Source organism: Streptomyces sp. NPDC086787 (assembly GCF_044745865.1).
Taxonomy (GTDB): Bacteria; Actinomycetota; Actinomycetes; order Streptomycetales; family Streptomycetaceae; genus Streptomyces.
Window position 1 is genome coordinate 1 of the sequence record NZ_JBIVBC010000007.1, and the last position, 17850, is coordinate 17850.

A 17850-nucleotide genomic window follows, 5' to 3' on the forward strand; every position below is an offset into this window, starting at 1 on the left:
CGACTTCCTTCACACCTACAACTACCATCGCTGCCACACCGCACTCGGAGGCCAACCACCCATCAGCCGTGTCAACAACCCTGCGGGTCAATACACCTAGGGGGTTGCAGAAGCCGGGCGTTTGAACATGCGTGTCGCTGTGATCTCGCTGTGCACCGTCTCCCCCGCCTGGGGCTGCTGCGGCAGTCCCGGGCGGAGGTGTTCCTCGACGCTGATGTACTTGAGACCGGCCCGGAGGTCGGCGTCGTTGCGCAGTCGGATGACCAGCGGGAACTCCGCCAGCGCGGTCGTGTCGAACAGGCCGGTGGTGTAGAGGAGCTGCACTCCCAGGGCGTTCGAGACCGCTCGCTGGAGCTCCAGGAGATATGTGGCGTTGGCGCGTCCGATCGGGTTGTCGAGGAACAGCGTGCCCGCGTGCCGGTGCTTGTCCCTGCCCCGGTCGTTCGACCGCAGCGCCGCCATCGTGCAGTACAGCGCGATGGCCGCGGTGAGCAGCTGTCCGCCCGAGAACACGTCGCCCATCTGTCCGACCGGCACCCGCTCCGCACGCAGCACCGCGTCCGGCTTGAGGATCTCGACGGCGACCCCCTTGGGCTGGAGCGCGGCGGCCACGCCTCGCAGCAGCAGGGACATTCCGTCTCGCCGCAGGTCGGAGTTCTTCTTCACCGCCGAACGTGTGGCCTCGTCGATGACCTCGCCCAGCCGCTCGGTCAACGTCGCCTGGTCGGGCTCCTCGAAGCGGATCCGCAGGAACTCCTGGCCGGACCACTCCCCCAGTCCCTCGGGCAGCCGGGACAGCCGCTGCGCGGACCGCAGGGTGGCGAGGGCGGACTCGACGAGCCCGCGAAGCCGGTCCACGATCGAGTCCCGGTTGCGTTCCAGCTGCGCCAGCTCGTCCGTGAGGACACGGAGCCGGGGCGCGAAGGCCTCCGCCCACCGCTGGGCGTGCTCGGGCAGCGCGGCCGCGGGGAGTTCGCGGATCTGCTGGCGGGCGGGGGTGCGGACCTGCTCGTAACGCGTGGAGTTGGCGTGCCGGACGAGGACGTCGCTCGCCTCGCGCACGGCGGACTCGGCGGTGGAGAGGTCGGTGGCGCAGCCACGCAGCGAGCGGCGGGCCTCGGCGGCCGACTGGCGGGCGTCCTCCAGGCTGCCGGGGTACGGCTCGGGCTGTTCCTGCTCCTCGTCGGGGGTGTGCTCCCGCAGCAGGTCGCGGAGCATCGCGGAGATCTCGTCGAAGCCTCCGGCCGCGTCCTCGGCGGCGCGGTGGGCCGCGAGGAGTTCGGCGTGCGCGTCTCGGGCCTGAGCCAATGCCTCGGTCCTTGAGGCGAGTTCGGCGGTGGCGGTGCGCAGCAGCGCCTGGGCGTGCTCGGCGTCGCGGGGAACGAGTTCCTCGGGCAGCTCGGTGTGCCGCTCGCCGTCCTCGGGCGCGTGCCGTTCGGCCTCGCCGCGCAGCCTTCCGAGTTGCTCGCTCGCGGTCGACATCCGGGTCTCCAGGAGCTGCACCAGCTCCTCCGCGCGGGCGGCGGCGGCCTGCCGGGACGGTCCGTCGGAGCCGTCGGGCGACTGGAGCATCTGTTCGGCCCGGGTGCGGACCTTGTTGCTGAGCCGGTCCAGCTCGGCACGGGCCGCGCTCTCGTCGCTCTCCGCGCGGGCCTGCTCGGCACGCAGGTCGGCGCCGACGCCGACCTTCTCGTACACCTGGGAGGCGGCACGATAGGCCTCGCGGAGGGCGGGCAGGGACGCCTTGGGGGCGTCCGAGTCGTCCTCGGGCAGGTCGTCGGGGGCGCCGGCGATCTCCGCGCGTTCGGCGCGCAGGGCGCGGGCGGTGCGCCGGGCGTCGTCTGCGGCGCGCTGGGCGGCGCGGCGGTCCTCGTCCGCGGCACGTGCCCGCTCCAGACAGACCTGGGCCCGGGCCTCCGACTCCGTTGCCTCGTCGGCGAGTTCGCGCAGTCTGGCCTGCCAGCCGGCGCGCTCGCGCAGTCGGAAGGCGAGTCCGGCGAGGGCGTCCGCGGCGCGACGCGCACGCTGTGCGGCCTCCTGCCGCTCGTCGCGGGCCTGTGCCGCCTCGGCGGCGGCCTCGTCGGCCTCGGCCCGCAGGGTCCGTGCCTCGGCCAGCTCGGCCTCGGACTCCTCGGCGAACGCGCGTGCGTGGCGGGCGGCGGCGGCCAGCTCCACGAGCCGCCCGGCGGGACAGCCGGTACGCCAGGAGGACAGCCGGGCCACCAGTTCCCGGTCCTTGCCGAGACGGCCGGCCAGCGTGCGGATCTCCTCGTCGCGCTCGGTCGCGCGGGCGCGCAGTGTCTGGCGTTCCTCGTCGGCGGCGTGCTCGTCGTGCATGGCCGGGTTGGGCGGGACGAGGAACACGTCGGTGGTGTCGCCGCTGGGCGGGGTGGGGGCGAGCAGGGCCGCCGCGGTGCCGACCGCGACGGCGGACCGGGGCAGCAGGGCCGCGTCGCCGAGTACCTCGCGGGCCCGGGCGTGGCTGTCCGGGTCGGTGATGATCACGCCGTCGACCAGCTCGGGCCGGGCGGCGAGCACACGGGCGTGGTCGGCCGGGTCGACGGCCTGCGCGAGATAGCGCCAGCCGGGCAGCGCGGGGATGCCGTGCTCGCCGAGGAACTCGACGGTGGCCAGCACGTCGGGGCCGGGCGGCAGGAGGCCGCCGTCGCCGAGCGCGCCGAGGATGCGGGCGTCGTCCGCGGCGGCGGTGCGCAGGTCGAAGAGGTGGCGCTCGGCGGAGGAGACGGTGTCGTCGAGGAGTTCGCGCAGTTCGTCGGCGAAACGGTCCAGGTCCTCGGGGGTCATGCGGCCCTCACCGGACGGGCCGCGGGTGCCGGCGTCGTCGGTCTCGGCCCCGGTGGCGGTGCCGGCGTCCGTCGGGCCGCCGTCCACTCCGGTCCGCGGTGCGGGCACTGCGGCGCGCGGACCGGTGGTGGCCTGCGGCAGGCTCAGGAGGTCGCCCAGCCGCGGCTCCTCCGCGAGGGCTTCGGCGAGACGGCGTTCGGCCTCGTGGGAGCGTTCGACGGCGGTCGCCGCGTCCGCGGCGCGGGCCGCCGTCAGTTCTGCCCGGGACTCGGCGGAGGCGGCTTCGCGCGCGTGTTCCGCCGCCTTGCGGGCGGTCTCGCGCGCGGTGTCCCAGGCGGCGACGGCCGTCTTCTCGGCGTCGCTGGCGGCGAGGGCGGCGCGGGCCGGGTCGGCGTCGGGCGTGCTGTCGTCGAGCCAGCCCGCGCGCACGGCCTCGGCGGTCTCCTGCTCGACCTCGGTCAGCCGCTGGCGCAGATGGCCTGCCTCGCTGCGGGCACGCTGGGCCTCGGTGGCGGCGGCGGTCGAGTCACGGTGGGCGGCCTCACCGGCCTCCTGGAGCGCGGCGGAGCGCTCCTCTCCCTCGTTGGCCAGGGTTTCGGCACTCGCGGCGGCCGTGTGCAGGACGCGCACCAGGTCCACGGCGGCCTTGGCGCGGGCGGCCAGGGCCGGGGCCGCGTCCCGTTCGGCCTCCTGGATCGCGGTGGCGACGCGGGCGACGCGGTCGGCGGCGGCACGGTGGCGCAGTGCGGCTTCGGCGGCCTGCCAGGCGGAGTGCAGGGTGCGGGCGTCGGCGAGTTCGCGCTTCTGCGCGGCGGCGGACTTCTCGCCCGCGGCGAGCGCCAGCGAGGCGTGCCGGTAGGCGAGTTCGGCGGCGATCAGCGAGCTGCGCTCACGGCCGCCCTCGGAGTGGGTCACCGCGTAGGCGGCGGCCGTGACGCGCTGGGCGAGGTCGGCGGCTCGCACCCGCTCGCGGACACCGCGTGCGGACAGCCGCCGTGCCAGCGCCCGCGTGCGGCGTTCGGCTCCGGCGTGGATGTCGCGGCTGCGTGAGCGGGTCTCGGCGGCTTCCACGATGCGGCCGAGCAGATCGACGGAGCCGGCGGTGAACTCGCGTTCGGCAATCAGTTCGGCGCGGCGGCCCAGTTTGTTGCCGAAGCCGCTGACGAGGTCGGCGAGCCCGTCGGTGTCGCGGGTGTCGGTGACCGCGCGGAGCAGCAGGTCGGTGAAGTCGGAGTCCTTCTTCACCGCGAAGAGTCCGGCCGCTTCGCCCTCGTCGGAGTTCATCTCCCGCTGGTAGCGGAAGAGTTCGGGGTCGAGGCCGAGGTCGCCCAGGTGCTCGATCCAGCGGTCGTGGATCTCCTCCCAGTGCACCTCCAGGTGCGGATACGCCTTTCCGGCCTCGGTGATGGCGTCGCGGAAGCCCTTCATGGTGCGGCGGCGGCCCTGGGCGCCGGAGGTGCCCTCGACGGGCGGACGTACGGCGGTGGACTCGGCGACGGGGAGGTTGTCGAGGCTCAGTCCGGGGCCGGGCCGGAAGGAGTACCAGGCCTCGGCGAACTTGCGCGGGTCGTTGGAGACCTGGCGGCCGCGCCACTCGCTCGCCTTGCCCACCACCACGCACTCGCCGGTGAGGGTGTGCTGCCACTCCAGGGCGACGTGCCCGCAGTCGTCGGCGAGCAGGAACTTACGCAGCACGCCGGAACTGGCACCGCCGAGAGTGTTGCGGTGGCCGGGCAGCATCACCGAGAAGATCAGCTTGAGCAGGACCGACTTGCCGCCGCCGTTCTCCAGGAAGAGCACTCCGGCCGGGGCGGGTCGGCGCGGCGGGCCGACCGGCTCCTCCTCGAAGAACTCCGCCTGTGTGGGGGCGGGGTCGGGCACCGGTTCGCCCACGCCCCGCAGGTCAAGCACGGTGTCGGCATAGCGCGCACCGGCGGGCCCGATGGAGTAGAGGCGGACCCGGGACAGCTCGTACATGGCGGACTCTCGTCGTAAGTCTTCGTGGGTCTGAGGAAGTTGGTGCGCTGGTCAGGAGTGGAACGGCAGCCCGGCGTCGGCCACCAGGTCCAGGTCCTCGGTGTCCTCACCGGGCAGCAGGCTGGCGGTGCCGTCGGTGACCGGGACGACGCCGAGGTCGAGGAGTTCGGCCATCGCGGCGCTGGCCGCCATGTCACGCACCTGTAGCTGGTAACGGGCGGTGGTGCGGTAGGTGCCGCCGCTCTCGTCACCGGTGCGCTGGAGGAAGCCGGAGTCCGTGAGGAACGCTGCCGCCTTGCCGACGATTCCGGTGGTCGAACCGGCCAGCCGGCGCGCGTCCTTGGTCGCGCCGGTCGCGCTGCGTCTGGCCCAGATGCGCCAGGCGGCCTCCAGGGCGGGCGCGTCGGTGGCGGGGTCGGTGTTCTCGCCCTGCTCGTCGGCCCGCTCTTCCAGGCGGCGGCAGGCCTGCCGGACGAAGGCGTCGACGCCGTTGACGGTGATGCGGCCGATGTAGCCGTCGTCGGCGAGGTCCTCGGGCCTCGGGAACGCGAGGGCGGCGACGGCGAGATGGGCGAGTCCGTGCAGGAACCGGTCGCTCGAGTCGGCGGAGGCGCGACGCGCGTAGTCGCCCATGCGCACGGCGAACACCGAGTCCTCGGCGGCGGTGACGGCCATGCCGGCGCGCGGAGAGACCTCCAGCACGACCAGTCCGAGTCCGGCCGCCACCGCGTCGGCGAGCCGGGCGAAGGCCGGGTTCTCGCGGTAACGGCGCAGCAGTTCGGCGTACTCCTGGTCCCGCGCGGGCTGCGTCTTGGGCTGGAGTCCGAAGGCGACGAGCCGTGCCGCGTCGGCGGCGTCGGCGGGCGTGACGACGGAGCCCGCGGGCGCGGCGGTGGGCTCTGGCTCGCCCCGGTCGACGGGCTCGGTCACGGTTCCAGCTCCTTGTTGCTCTGACGTTCGTACCTACGGCCGGTTCGATTCACGCCGCCTCCGTCCGGTCCGCCGCCATCCCGGCCGCGTCCAGCAGGGCGGTGCCCACGATGAGATCGGCACCGCCGAACTCGTGATCGTCCAGCTCCGTCCCGTCGTCCACGGCGAACAGCAGTTTCTCCTCGCCCTGACGGTAGGCGGTGCCGACGGGCGGGCTGGCCGCGTGCACCGCGAGCAGCGCCACCAGGTACGGCAGGTCGGTGTCCTGCCGGCGCGCGTCCGCGAGCAGCCCGGACAGGCGTCTCGGCGCGTCGGCGGGCAGGTCGAGCAGTGCCCGCGCGGCCGCCAGCTGCTCGTCGCTGAACCGGCTGTCGTCCGGTGTGGCGATGAGGTCGGGTTCGGGCATCTCCGCGCCGAGGTGCTCCCGTTCCACGGGGGGTGTCAGGAGCATCTCCACGAGGTCCGCGACCCTTACCGACCCGGGGGTGCGCAGTCCGGTGCCCCGGGCGAAGAAGGCGTCGGTGACCCGGATGGCCTGTTCCAGGGGCAACGGCAGGGCCGGTGCGAGGAGGTGGCCGTACAGGTCGGTGCCGGAGGTGGTCATGGGTGTCGCGAAGGCCTGCCGGTCCTGCTCGGCGCGGAACAGGGGGCCCGCCTCCAGCAGCCGGGACTGGAGCTGGGTGTGCCGGCGGATGCAGTCCTTGACGATGTCGACCAGTTCGGCGGCGCGGCGCTTGTGCTCCGGGTCCTCGCTCTCGTCGCGGGCCTTGCGGATGTTGGTGAGGATCGCGTTCTCGTGCCGGTAGCGGTCGGCGACGTGGTCGAGGGCCTCGGCGATCATGTCGGGGACGGCGCTGAGCCAGTCCACGGCGCGGACGTTGCGGCGGGTCGCGTCCAGGGCCCGGCGCAGTGTCTCGGAGTACTGCACGGTCCGGTAGCGGGCCTGCTCCGCGGCGAGCTGGGCGTCGGCGAGGCGGCCGCGGCTGATCAGGATCTCCAGCTTGACCTCGGCGGCGATCTGGGCGCTCGTGACGTCGGTGTCGAGCGCGCCGACCAGGACGTTGACCGCTTCGTCCGTCGTGCGCAGATAGACGGTGCCGCCGGGGCCGGGGACTTCCTCGATCAGCTTGAAGTCGTAGTCACGACGGACATAGGTGCCGTCCGGCGCGAACGTGCCGTACACGGCTCGGAAGCCGCGGTCGACGCTGCCCACGTTGATCAGGTTCTCCAGGACCCAGCGGGCCACTCGCTCGTGCTCGGCGGCGGGCCGCTGCGGGGCCTGGGCGGCGATGCGCGGGATGAGCCTCGCCACTATCTGGTCGTGGTCGGCGCCCGTGTCGAAGTCCATGTTCAGTGTGACGAGGTCGATGGCGGCGAGGGCCACCTCCGCCATGCCGTAGACCGAGTACTCACCCGCGAGATTCGCCTTGCGCGCGTCCAGGTCGTGCAGCGGCGCGGTGCAGGCGAGCGCGCGCAGCCGCCGGGCCAGCCCCTCGTCGGCGGCCGGACCCGGAGCAGGGCGCGGGCCCGCGCTGAGCTGGGGCGGAGCGCTGTCCGTGGATGCGGGTGAAGTCACGGTGCACAGACTAGGTCCTCGGTCTGACAACGACCCAAACGACGCAGAAGCGACGCCCGTCACAGCAGCCCGTCGCAGCGGCGCGTCACACCCGCGCCGGGGCCCGTCCGTCGGGGGCGTCCGGCGACGTGTCGGCGGTCCGTCGGTGTGCGCGGGTCAGCCGTCCTCGCCGACCCGGCGCCGGTACACCTCCACGACGCGTTCCAGGGAGTCCGCGAGATAGGTCTCGAGGAGCTGTTCCGCCGCGTGCCGGTCGCCGGTCTGGAGTGCGTGGAGGATCTGGCGGTTGCGGGCGAGGTAGGGCTCGTGCAGGCGGTGCGGGTCGTCCACGATGTGGAAGGCCAGCCGCAGCTCGGCGAAGACGCTGCGCATCAGTTCGTCGGTGCGCTCGCTGCCGGCCAGGGCGACCAGCTCCCGGTGGAAGTGGATGTTGGCGGTACCCAACCCTTTCCAGTCGTTCCCGGCGACCGCCGCCTGCCCTTCCTCGACCGCCGACGCGAGGCCGTCCAGGGCGTACGGCGGCTCACCCAGCCCTCGTACGACGGCGCTCTCGACGAGGGCGCGGGTGCGGTAGATGTCCTCGACGTCCTCGACGGTCAGGACCCGGACGAAGACACCGCGGTTGAGCTCGTGGACGAGCAGGCGCTCGTGCGTGAGCAGCCGGAACGCCTCTCGCAGGGTGTTGCGGGAGACGCCGAGCGCCCCGCCGATGCTGTCCTCCGACAGCCGGGTGCCCGGCGGGAAGAAGCCCTCCGCGATCCGGCTCCTGAGGATGTCCGAGACCCGTTCCGCCGTACTGGTACGGCCCAGAAGGGCGCGATCGTCGGCCAGTCCCGTCAACTGCTCTGCCATGCCCGGAATTCAATCGCAGTCGGCAGGACAAAACAACGTACCTATTGAAGGATCGTTGAACGATCCTCTACGGTACTCGGCACGACACGCCATACGGCACGGCTCAGTTCCCGCACCCTCCGTCCCTCACCTGCGAGGTGCCCATGAGCTCAACTCCCCCACAGCAGGCCCCTTCCACCACCACCCGGCGCGCCCGGGACGAACACGGCACCGGCGACGGCGCCTTGGGCTGGCTGCGCGCCCTCGGCCCCGACGGCCGCCGCGCCTTCACGGGCGCTTTCGGTGGATATGCCCTGGATTCCTACGACTACTTCACGCTGCCGCTCAGCATGGTCGCGCTGGCGGCGTACTTCGGCCTGGACAGCGGCCAGACCGGCCTGTTCACCACCGTCACGCTGGTGGTCTCCGCGATCGGCGGCGCCGTGGCGGGCGTGCTGGCCGACCGCGTGGGCCGGGTCAGAGCCCTGATGATCACGGTGATCACGTACGCCGTGTTCACCGTGGCCTGCGGTTTCGCACCGAACTTCGAGACCCTGCTGGTGTTCCGCGCGCTCCAGGGCCTCGGCTTCGGCGGTGAGTGGGCGGTCGGCGCGATCCTGGTCGCCGAGTACGCGAGCGCCAGACACCGCGGCCGCACGCTCGGCGCGGTCCAGAGTTCGTGGGCCGTGGGCTGGGCACTCGCCGTGGTCGTCTACACGCTGGTCTTCTCGGTGGCCGGTGACGACCTCGCCTGGCGGGTGATGTTCTGGACCGGCGCGCTGCCCGCGCTGCTGGTGGTGTGGCTGCGCCGCCGGGTGCACGACGCACCTGAGGCGACGGCCGTACGCGAACAGAGCACGGAGCGCGGCTCGTTCCGGGCGATCTTCCGGCCGGGCACGGTCGACTCACCGGGTCTGCTGCGTACGACGGTTCTCGCGTGCCTGCTGTCCACCGGCGTCCAGGGCGGCTACTACACGCTGGCCACCTGGGTGCCCACGTATCTGAAGTCGGAGCGCGGGCTGTCGGTGGTCGGTACCGGCGGCTATCTGACCTTCCTGATCTCGGGCGCCTTCCTCGGCTACCTGACCGGCGGCGCCCTCACCGACCGGCTGGGCCGGCGCCGCAACATCTGGCTGTTCGCGCTGCTGTCCGCGGTCTGTGTGCTCGTGTACGCGCGCATCCCCGACGGCGCCAACACGCTTCTCCTGGTGCTCGGTTTCCCGCTCGGGTTCTGCATGTCGGCGATCTTCAGCGGCTTCGGGTCGTATCTGAGCGAGCTGTACCCGACCGCCGTCCGCGGCACCGGGCAGGGCTTCACCTACAACACCGGCCGCGCGGTGGGCGCCGTCTTCCCCACGCTGGTGGGCTTCCTGGCCGACAGCTGGGGCGTGGGCGGCGCGCTGGTCTTCGGGGCGGTCGGATACGGCATCGCGGCCCTGGCGCTGATCGGACTTCCGGAGACGCGCGGAAAGGAACTGGCGTGAGGCGGGAGCCCCGTACGGACGGACATCCCACGGCCCTCGTCACGGACGAGCCTCCCCCGGCCCTCGTCACGGACGACCGCCCCCCGACCCCCGTCGACGCGCACCCGCGCGCGTGGAGCGCGAGAACCGCTCGGGCCCGGTTCCGGGACGGCCTGACGGGTCCCACGGCAGGCATGGCGGCGGGCCACACCCAGGCCAACCTCATCGCGGTGCCCGCCGACTGGGCGTACGACATGCTGCTGTTCTGCCAGCGCAACCCGAAACCCTGCCCGGTACTCGACGTGACGGACGCCGGTTCCTGGACCACGGTGCTCGCCGAAGGGGCCGATCTGCGCACCGACCTGCCGCGCTACCGGGTGTGGCGGGACGGGGAGCTGGTGGACGAGCCGGCCGACGTGCGCGACCACTGGCGCGGCGACCTGGTGTCGTTCCTGATCGGGTGCAGCTTCACCTTCGAATGGGCGCTGGCCGGGGCGGGCGTCCCCATCCGGCACGTCGAGCAGGGCCGCAACGTCCCGATGTACGTGACCAGCCGCCCGTGCCGCCCGGCGGGGCGGCTGAGCGGCCCGCTGGTGGTGTCCATGCGCCCGGTGCCACCGGAGCACCTGACGGCCGCCATCCGGGAGAGCGGCCGGTATCCGGCGGTGCACGGCAGCCCCGTGCACTGCGGGGACCCCTCTGCGCTCGGCATCGAGGACCTCGGGCGGCCCGACTTCGGCGACCCCGTGGAGACCGCTCCGGACGACATCCCGGTGTTCTGGGCCTGCGGGGTGACCCCGCAGGCGGCGGTGACGGCCTCGCGCCCGCCGTTCGCGATCACCCACGCGCCGGGCCAGATGTTCCTCACGGACACCCGCGACGAGCACTACCGCGTGGCCTGAGGGCAAGGCGACCGGAAAGCACAGGACCACACCGGACGACGGAGACACGGAAGATCCATGACCTCGATCGATCTGAACGCCGACCTCGGCGAGGGCTTCGGCCGCTGGCGGCTGACCGACGACGAACAGCTGCTGTCCGTCGTCACCAGTGCCAACGTGGCCTGCGGATTCCACGCCGGGGACGCGGCCACCATGCGCCGGGTGTGCGAGCTGGCGGCCGAACGCGGGGTGACGATCGGCGCGCAGGTCTCCTACCGGGATCTGGCGGGGTTCGGGCGGCGCGCGATGGACGTGCCGCCGGGCGAACTGACCGCCGAGGTGGCCTACCAGATCGGCGCCCTGGAAGTCTTCGCCCGCGCGGCCGGCGCGCGCGTGGCCTATGTGAAGCCGCACGGCGCGCTCTACAACCGGGTCGTGCACGACGAGGAGCAGGCAGGTGCCGTGATCGACGGCGTGCGGCTCGCCGGGGGCGCGCTCCCCGTGCTGGGGCTGCCCGGCTCACGCCTGCTGGAGTACGCCCGGAAGGCGGGTCTGCCGGCCGTCACGGAGGCGTTCGCGGATCGCGCGTACACCGACGAGGGCACCCTCGTGCCGCGCGGGCGGGACGGCGCGGTACTGAGCGATCCGGAGGCGGTGGTGGCGCGCTCCCTGGAGCTGGCCCGTTCCGGCACGGTCACCGCGCAGTCGGGCGGCCGCCTCGAGGTCCGGGCCAGCTCACTGTGTCTGCACGGGGACACTCCCGGCGCGGTCGGGCTGGCCCGCCGGGTGCGCGAGCGGCTGGTGGCGGCGGGCGTCCGGGTGGAGGCGTTCGCATGAGGGCACTGCCCGTGGGCGACAGCGGGCTGCTCATCGAGGTCGGTTCCGGCCGGGAGGCGCAGGCCTTGCACGCCGAGCTGCTGCGGCGCCGCGCGGAGGGGTCGCTGACGGTCCGCGAGATCGTCCCGGCGGCCCGTACGGTCCTCCTGGACGGTCTTGACGACCCGGTCCGTCTGGCATCCGAACTGACCGCGTCCGAGGTGCCGCCGGCTCCGCCGCGCACACGTGAGGTGGTCGAGCTTCCCGTGCGCTACGACGGTCCGGACCTCGCCGAAGTCGCCGCCCACTGGGGCGTCCGTGAGCGGGAGGTGGCACGCATCCACGCGGCCGCCGAGTTCACCGTCGCGTTCTGCGGCTTCGCGCCCGGGTTCGGCTATCTCACCGGGCTCCCGACCCGCTACGACGTGCCGCGCCGGGCCACTCCGCGCACGGCCGTCCCGGCCGGAGCGGTGGCCCTTGCAGGCCCGTACACGGGGGTCTATCCGCGCTCCTCGCCGGGCGGCTGGCAGCTGATCGGAACCACGGACGCGGTTCTGTGGGACCACGCGCGCGTGCCGGCCGCCCTGCTGTCGCCCGGCGCCCGCGTCCGCTTCGTCCCGGCGGGCGCCGCATGAGCGACCGTGCGCTGGTCGTCGTACGGGCCGGAGCCCTGACCACCGTGCAGGACCGGGGGCGGCCCGGGTACGCCCATCTCGGAGTGCCCCGGTCCGGCGCGCTGGACGCGCCCGCGGCGGCGCTCGTCAACCGGCTGGTGGGCAACCCGCCCGAGGCCGCGGTCCTGGAGACCACGCTCGACGGCTGTGCCGTACGCCCGCGTTCGACGGTCACCGTGGCGGTCGGCGGCGCGCCGAGCCCGGTCAGGGTGGGCGGACGTCCGGTCGCCTGGGGGGCGCCGGTCGTGGTGCCGGGCGGGGAGGTGCTGGAGGTGGGCGCGGCGGCCGAGGGGGTGCGCGGATACGTGGCGTTCGGCGGCGGCGTCGCCGTGGAGCCGGTGCTCGGCAGCCGGTCCACGGACCTGCTGTCCGGCCTCGGTCCGCCGCCGCTCGCGGACGGAGCCGTGCTGCCGCTGGGCATCCCGTCCGGGCCGCCCGCGCGCGCTGACACGGCCCCGCAGCCGCGGCCGCCGGCCGAACTCGTCCTGCGGGTGGTGCCCGGCCCGCGCGACGACTGGTTCACGCCGCAGGCCGTACGCGATCTCACTTCGCTCCCCTACCGGGTGGCGTCGGCGAGCAACCGCATCGGACTGCGCACGGACGGGCCCGCCCTGGAGCGGTCCCGGCCCGGTGAACTCCCCAGCGAGGGCATGGTGCTGGGCGCGGTACAGGTCCCCCCGGACGGGCGCCCGGTGGTGTTCCTGGCGGACCACCCGACCACCGGGGGCTACCCGGTGATCGCGGTGGTGCGCGCCGCCGACCTCGCGGCGGCCGCGCAGGCGGTGCCGGGTACCCCGGTCCGCTTCGTCGCCGTACGCCGCCGCTGAGCGCTCACGCCACGTCCGGCCGGTCCGCCACGGACAGGGCGGCCAGCGCGGCCGAAACGGCGGCGGAGGCCCTGAGGTCGAGGCGGGCGCTGGTGCCCCGCGCGCGGTGCCGTATCTCGTCCAGGGCCAGCCCCAACAGCTGCGGGAGCAGGTCCCGGCAGCGCCTCAGCACCCACGCCGTGCCCGCGGTGGCGAGCCACCACAGGCCGGCCGACCGGGTGGGCCCCGGGAACTCCGGCTCCGCGGAGGGCGCGGAACCGGTCGCGAGACCCGAGTCGGCGAGCAACGCGTGGAAGCGCACGGCGAACTGCCGGTGGCCGCGCTCGCCGGGATGCAGCCGGTCGGCGCTCCACATGGCGCGGTCGGTGAGCCAGGCGCCCTCGGCCGCGTGCAGGTGGACCGCGCCGTACCGCTCGGAGAGGGCGTGGACCACGGTGTTGACCGCTCGCTGCCGCCGGGCCAGCGGCCTGGCCAGGGCGCCGGGCAGGCCGAGCATCGCGCCCGGGTCGGGCAGGCACGCGGTGAGCAGGATCGCGCCCTGGCCGGTGAGCGCCGCGTAGGCCTCGTCGAGCCGCGCCGCCACCGCGTGGATGTCGAAGGTGCAGCGCAGGGTGTCGTTGACGCCGATGACCACGGACGCCATGTCCGGGCGCAGCTCCAGGGCCGCCGGGGTCTGGCGTTCCACGACGTCCCGGGTCTGTGCCCCGCTGACGGCGAGGTTGGTGAAGTCGGCCGGTGCGGCGGTGAGGCCCTCGGCCAGAAGTGCGGCCCAGCCGCGCCACCCGTCGTCGGCCGGGTCGCCCACGCCCTGGGTCAAAGAGTCCCCGAGGGCCACGAAGCGGACGGGTCTCATATGACGCCCTCCGGGACGATACGACGGACCGGTACCGTCGTGCCGTCGCCGTTGCGACGGGACAGCACCGTCGCGTCATGGGCCGCGAGGAAGGCCTCCACGGCCGTGCCCCAGCCGAAGCACTCGGCACGCGCGCGTGCCGACTCGCGCCGCCGGGCCTCGGACCGCCCCAGGATCGACTCGACGGCGTCCGCGAAGGCGTCCCCGTGGTCGGCGGCGGTGGCTCCCGCGGACCCGATCACCTCGGACAGCGCGGACGACGCGCTCGCCACCACCGGGGTCCCGCAGGCCAGGGCCTCCAGCGCGGCGAGTCCGAACGTCTCGGCCGGTCCGGGCGCCAGGCTCACATCGGCCGACGCCTGGAGCGCACCCAGCTCGGCACGGTCGGAGACATGCCCGAGGAAGGTGACCGGCAGGGCCCGTTCGCGTGCCCGCTGTTCGAGCCGGGCCCGCAGCGGCCCGTCCCCGGCGACCACGAGCACCGCCCGCCGCCCGCGCCGCAGCAGCGCGTCCAGCGCGTCCAGCGCGGTGCCGGGCCGCTTCTCCACGGACAGCCGCGAGCACATCACGAGCAGCACCTCGTCCACGCGCGCGTGCCGGGCGCGCAGCGCCGGATCCCGCAGGGTGGGATGCCGCTCCGTCACGTCGACGCCCAGCGGGGCCCGTACGACGTTGCGCGCGCCGATCCGGACGAACTCCCGCTCGGCGAACTCGGTGGTGCACACCACGCGCGCGTAGGTGTGGGCCGTACGGATGTTGAGGGAGTCGGCGGCGCGGTGGGCGAGGTACTCCGGCAGTCCCCAGGTGCGCAGCACACCGTCGGCGGTCTCGTGGGACACCATCACGGCGGGGACCCGGGCGCGTCGCGCCCAGCGGCCGGTCCAGCGCAGTGTGGTGCGGTCTGACACCTCCAGACGGTCGGGAGCGAGTTCCGCCAGGAGCGCGGCGACGCGCCGCCTGTCGGTGAGGACCCGGTAGCCGCCGGTGCCGGGCAGCAGCGGGCCGGGCAGGGTGATGACGCGGCCCTGCTCGGTGTCCTGGTCGGTGTGCCGCTCGCCCGGCACGATCAGTACGGGTTCGTGGCCGGCGGCCAGGTAACCCTTGCCCAGCTCGCGCAGCGCGGTGCGCAGACCGCCGGAGGCGGGGGCGACGAAGTTGGCCAGCCGCACGATGCGCAGGGGGCGTGCGGAGCCGGGGAGTTCGGCGTTCATGGCGCCACCACCGTCCGGGTCGGGTTTCATGCCGCCACCACCGTCCGGCGCGCGGCGAGCACGTCGCCGTAGTGCGCGATCAGCTGGTCACCGATGACGGCCCAGGTGCGTCCCTCGACCGTCGTACGCGCCGCGGTGCCGAAGGCGGCCCGCAACGCGGGATCGGCGGCCAGGGCGCGTACGGCGTCCCGTACGGCGTCGCCGTCGCGCGGGGGCACCAGGAATCCGGTGCGGCCGTGGTCCACGAGGTCGAGCGGGCCGCCGGCGGCGGGTGCGATCACCGGGACGCCGCTGGCCATGGCCTCCTGGACGGTCTGGCAGAAGGTCTCGAAGGGGCCGGTGTGCGCGAAGACGTCCAGCGAGGCGAAGATCCGGGCGAGTTCGTCGCCGGTGCGACGGCCCAGGAAGACCGCGCCGGGCAGGGTCTCGGTCAGGTGGGCGTGGCTGGGGCCGTCGCCGACCACCACGAGCCGCACGCCCGGAAGGCCGGAGACTCCGGCCAGCAGTTCGACCTGCTTCTCGGGGGCGAGCCGGCCGACGTAGCCGACGATCAGCTCTCCGTTCGGGGCGAGTTCGCGGCGCAGTGCCTCGTCCCGGTGGCCGGGGCGGAACCGTACGGTGTCGACGCCGCGCGCCCACAGCCTGACCCGGGGCACCCCGTGCGCCTCCAGGTCGTGCTGGGCGACGCTGGAGGGGGCGAGGGTGAGGTCGGCGGCGGAGTGCACGGAGCGGATACGGCGCCAGGCCGCCGCCTCGCCGGCGCCCATGTAGGTGCGGGCGTAGCCGGCGAGGTCGGTCTGGTAGACGGCCACGGCCGGGATGCCGTGCCGGGCGGCGGCGGCCATGCCGCGCACGCCGAGGACGAAGGGGCTGGCCAGGTGGACCAGGTCGGCGCGGTGGTCGGCGATGGCCGCGGCGAGACGTCGGCTGGGGAGGGCGACGCGGACCTGGGGGTAGCCCGGGAGCGGGAGGGAGGGGACGTGAACGACGGGGCACGGCGCGGAAGCGTCGGGCCGGACGCCGGGGGCGGGAGCCGGGGCGACGACGAGGGGAGCGTGACCGCGATCGACGAGGTGCCGGGCGGTCTGGAGCGCGCAGTGGGCCACGCCGTTCACATCGGGGGGAAAGGATTCGGTCACGATGACGACACGCATAGGGGTGTTCTCGCCGTGCCGGACGTGGCCGCGTCAACTTGGATCTTTCCGGACGAGGAACGTCCCGTGAGCGTTGTGCTGCACACCCGAGCAGGTCAGACCGTGTCCATGCCCTCCTGACCCGCGAGTCACCCGGTGTTCACGAGACATGCCCTTCGGGTGAGATCCGGCTGCGGACGGCTGTCTGGACCTCGTCCTCCTCCGCCGGATCGGCGGCGAGGCGGCGCAGCCGCTCCACGACCCGGTTGTCACCGGTCTCGGCGTGCCGGGCGGCGAGTTCGCGGGTGGTCTCCTCGCAGTCCCACAGGCACTCGACGGCGAAGCCGACGGGGAAGGAGGGGTCGGTGGCGGCCAGGGCACGGGCGGCGCGGCCGCGCAGGTGCGAGGAGGCCGTCTCCCGGTAGATGTGGCGCAGCACGGGAGCCGCGCAGGCGATGCCGAGGCGTCCGGTGCCGTCCACGAGGGTCCACAGGGTCGGCGCGTCGGGGCCCTCGCCCCGTACGGCCTCGCGCAGGGCACCGAGGACGAGGTCCTTGTCCTGGGCGCCGCCGCGGCAGGCGAGCATCCGTCCGGCGGAGGCGCCGAGCGCGTCGGGCCGGCGGGCCCAGCCGCGGGCCCGGTCCACGGCGGCGACGGAGCGCATCCGCTCGAAGGCGTCGACGGCGGCTTCCACGACGAGTGCCGTGCCGTCGGTGACGGCGGCCTCGATCAGCTCGAGGGCGTCGGGGTCGTTGCTGTCGGCGAGGTAGCGCAACGCGGTGCAGCGGGCTCCGTCGGTGCCGTCCTGGGCGGCCCGGACGATCTCCGGCCGGTCCTCGGGGCCCGCGACGGCCGCGAGGCACCGGGCGGCCGGCACATGCAGGGCGGCGCCGCGTTCGATGCCCTGCTGTGCCCACTCGAAGACCGCTCGCACGCTCCACCCGGGGCGGGGGCCACTGGGGCGCATCTGCCGCTGCCAGCGGTCGAAGCAGCCGGCCTCATGGGCTGTGCGGACTCGGGTGGCGATGGGTTCGCGCGGGTCCTCGGCCCACAGCCGCCAGGGGCGCGGCTCGAAGGCGTCGCGGACGGCCGCGGCCAGCTGCGCCTCGCCCTCGGCGTCGGTGCCGAAGCGGGCCAGCACGGGTGCGGCCAGGGCGCGCAGGGCCGCGTCGTCGTCCCGCAGTGCGAGTTCGTCGAGCGCCCAGGCCCAGTTGGCGCCCAGGGCCGCGTAGCGGCGCAGCAGCGCGAGGGCGTCCCGCCTGCCGTAGGAGGCGAGGTGCCCGAGGACGGCGAGGGCGAGGCCCGTGCGGGACTCGTCGGTGTCGAGCACGTCCTCGGGGTCGAAGAGGTGCGCCTCGATGGCGTCCAGCTCGCCGTTCAGGTCGAGGTAGAGCCGGGCGTAGTAGAGGGAGCGGTTCTCCACCTGCCAGTCGTGGCGGGGGTCGCTCAGCACACAGTGGTTGAGTGCCGCGAGCGCTTCGGCGCGCGGGGCGGTGAGCGCGTGCAGCGTGCCGTCACCGCGGCCGCGCTGGAGCAGGCCGAGCAGCGTACCGCTGGGCGCTATGACCGGATCGAACATAGGAAAATGCCTCACATCAAGCGTCGACGCAACCGGGGAACACGCACTACCTGGCCGCGTGACACAACGTCGGGGCGCCCGCCGTCTCTTGCTTGCTGCAAATCATTTCCTCTGCCTCTCGTCTGTGGCCCAGGCGGACCGCATCACGGTCCGCGCGGTGCGGCAACACCTGCCCAGCCATGATGTCCGTGAATCACATCGACATCATGACTCGCGGGTTTCCGCTGCCGCGACCGTATTTCCGGCGGCCCTTACCGCCTCCCCCGTTTTTCCGTGTCGTTCCTGGTCAGGACG

Annotated in this window: 13 protein-coding genes and 1 pseudogene; 6 read left to right on the plus strand and 8 right to left on the minus strand. The window is 74.0% G+C overall.

Translation table 11 applies throughout. The features are described 5' to 3' along the window. A pseudogene (locus tag ACIPK3_RS18240) lies at nucleotides 1-100 on the plus strand (IS481 family transposase); the annotation flags it as partial. Here ACIPK3_RS18240 and ACIPK3_RS18245 read toward each other — a convergent pair. The 4 genes from ACIPK3_RS18245 to ACIPK3_RS18260 all read right to left on the minus strand — a co-directional run bounded on the left by ACIPK3_RS18245 (nucleotide 97) and on the right by ACIPK3_RS18260 (nucleotide 8140). Further along, a complete protein-coding gene (locus tag ACIPK3_RS18245; protein ID WP_402570807.1) occupies nucleotides 97-4782 on the minus strand; it encodes a hypothetical protein in 4686 nt (1561 codons plus the stop codon). The pseudogene ACIPK3_RS18240 and the gene ACIPK3_RS18245 overlap by 4 nt on opposite strands. Before the next feature lie 51 nt (nucleotides 4783-4833). Continuing rightward, the gene (locus tag ACIPK3_RS18250) at nucleotides 4834-5712 is read right to left on the minus strand and encodes a hypothetical protein (protein WP_402570809.1); all 879 of its coding nucleotides are present in this window, start codon (nucleotides 5710-5712) and stop codon (nucleotides 4834-4836) included. 49 nt (nucleotides 5713-5761) lie between these two features. Then, on the minus strand, nucleotides 5762-7288 hold the full coding sequence (locus ACIPK3_RS18255; RefSeq protein WP_402570810.1) for a hypothetical protein: 1527 nt from the start codon (nucleotides 7286-7288) through the stop codon (nucleotides 5762-5764). Nucleotides 7289-7444: 156 nt separating this feature from the next. Further along, on the minus strand, nucleotides 7445-8140 hold the full coding sequence (locus tag ACIPK3_RS18260; protein ID WP_402570812.1) for a GntR family transcriptional regulator: 696 nt from the start codon (nucleotides 8138-8140) through the stop codon (nucleotides 7445-7447). Nucleotides 8141-8283: 143 nt separating this feature from the next. On the opposite strand from ACIPK3_RS18260, the gene ACIPK3_RS18265 reads away from it, so the two are divergent. The 5 genes from ACIPK3_RS18265 to ACIPK3_RS18285 are packed head-to-tail and all read left to right on the plus strand — an operon-like array spanning nucleotide 8284 to nucleotide 12780. Beyond that, nucleotides 8284-9603, plus strand: coding sequence for an MFS transporter (locus tag ACIPK3_RS18265; protein WP_402570813.1), 1320 nt, complete (start codon nucleotides 8284-8286; stop codon nucleotides 9601-9603). Continuing rightward, the gene (locus ACIPK3_RS18270) at nucleotides 9600-10484 is read left to right on the plus strand and encodes a putative hydro-lyase (protein WP_402570815.1); all 885 of its coding nucleotides are present in this window, start codon (nucleotides 9600-9602) and stop codon (nucleotides 10482-10484) included. Before ACIPK3_RS18265 ends, ACIPK3_RS18270 begins: the two co-directional genes overlap by 4 nt. Nucleotides 10485-10541: 57 nt before the next feature. Further along, a complete protein-coding gene (locus ACIPK3_RS18275; protein ID WP_402570816.1) occupies nucleotides 10542-11300 on the plus strand; it encodes a LamB/YcsF family protein in 759 nt (252 codons plus the stop codon). Next, a complete protein-coding gene (locus ACIPK3_RS18280; protein ID WP_402570818.1) occupies nucleotides 11297-11914 on the plus strand; it encodes an allophanate hydrolase subunit 1 in 618 nt (205 codons plus the stop codon). Before ACIPK3_RS18275 ends, ACIPK3_RS18280 begins: the two co-directional genes overlap by 4 nt. Next, nucleotides 11911-12780: a biotin-dependent carboxyltransferase family protein gene (locus tag ACIPK3_RS18285; protein ID WP_402570820.1), complete on the plus strand. Its 870-nt coding sequence runs from the start codon at nucleotides 11911-11913 to the stop codon at nucleotides 12778-12780. The genes ACIPK3_RS18280 and ACIPK3_RS18285 overlap by 4 nt, the downstream gene beginning before the upstream one ends. Before the next feature lie 4 nt (nucleotides 12781-12784). Here the strand turns inward: ACIPK3_RS18285 and ACIPK3_RS18290 are convergent, their stop codons facing one another. From ACIPK3_RS18290 to ACIPK3_RS18305, 4 genes are all read right to left on the minus strand, one after another. Continuing rightward, nucleotides 12785-13633 carry an SGNH/GDSL hydrolase family protein gene (locus ACIPK3_RS18290; RefSeq protein WP_402570822.1) on the minus strand — a complete coding sequence of 283 codons (849 nt, stop codon included), beginning with the start codon at nucleotides 13631-13633 and terminating at the stop codon, nucleotides 12785-12787. After that, nucleotides 13630-14844 carry a glycosyltransferase gene (locus tag ACIPK3_RS18295; protein WP_402571385.1) on the minus strand — a complete coding sequence of 405 codons (1215 nt, stop codon included), beginning with the start codon at nucleotides 14842-14844 and terminating at the stop codon, nucleotides 13630-13632. Before ACIPK3_RS18295 ends, ACIPK3_RS18290 begins: the two co-directional genes overlap by 4 nt. A 26-nt stretch (nucleotides 14845-14870) precedes the next feature. Beyond that, on the minus strand, nucleotides 14871-15998 hold the full coding sequence (locus tag ACIPK3_RS18300; RefSeq protein ID WP_402570824.1) for a glycosyltransferase family 4 protein: 1128 nt from the start codon (nucleotides 15996-15998) through the stop codon (nucleotides 14871-14873). A gap of 139 nt (nucleotides 15999-16137) precedes the next feature. Further along, nucleotides 16138-17556 carry a HEAT repeat domain-containing protein gene (locus ACIPK3_RS18305; protein WP_402570826.1) on the minus strand — a complete coding sequence of 473 codons (1419 nt, stop codon included), beginning with the start codon at nucleotides 17554-17556 and terminating at the stop codon, nucleotides 16138-16140. Nucleotides 17557-17850: the final 294 nt, after the last annotated feature.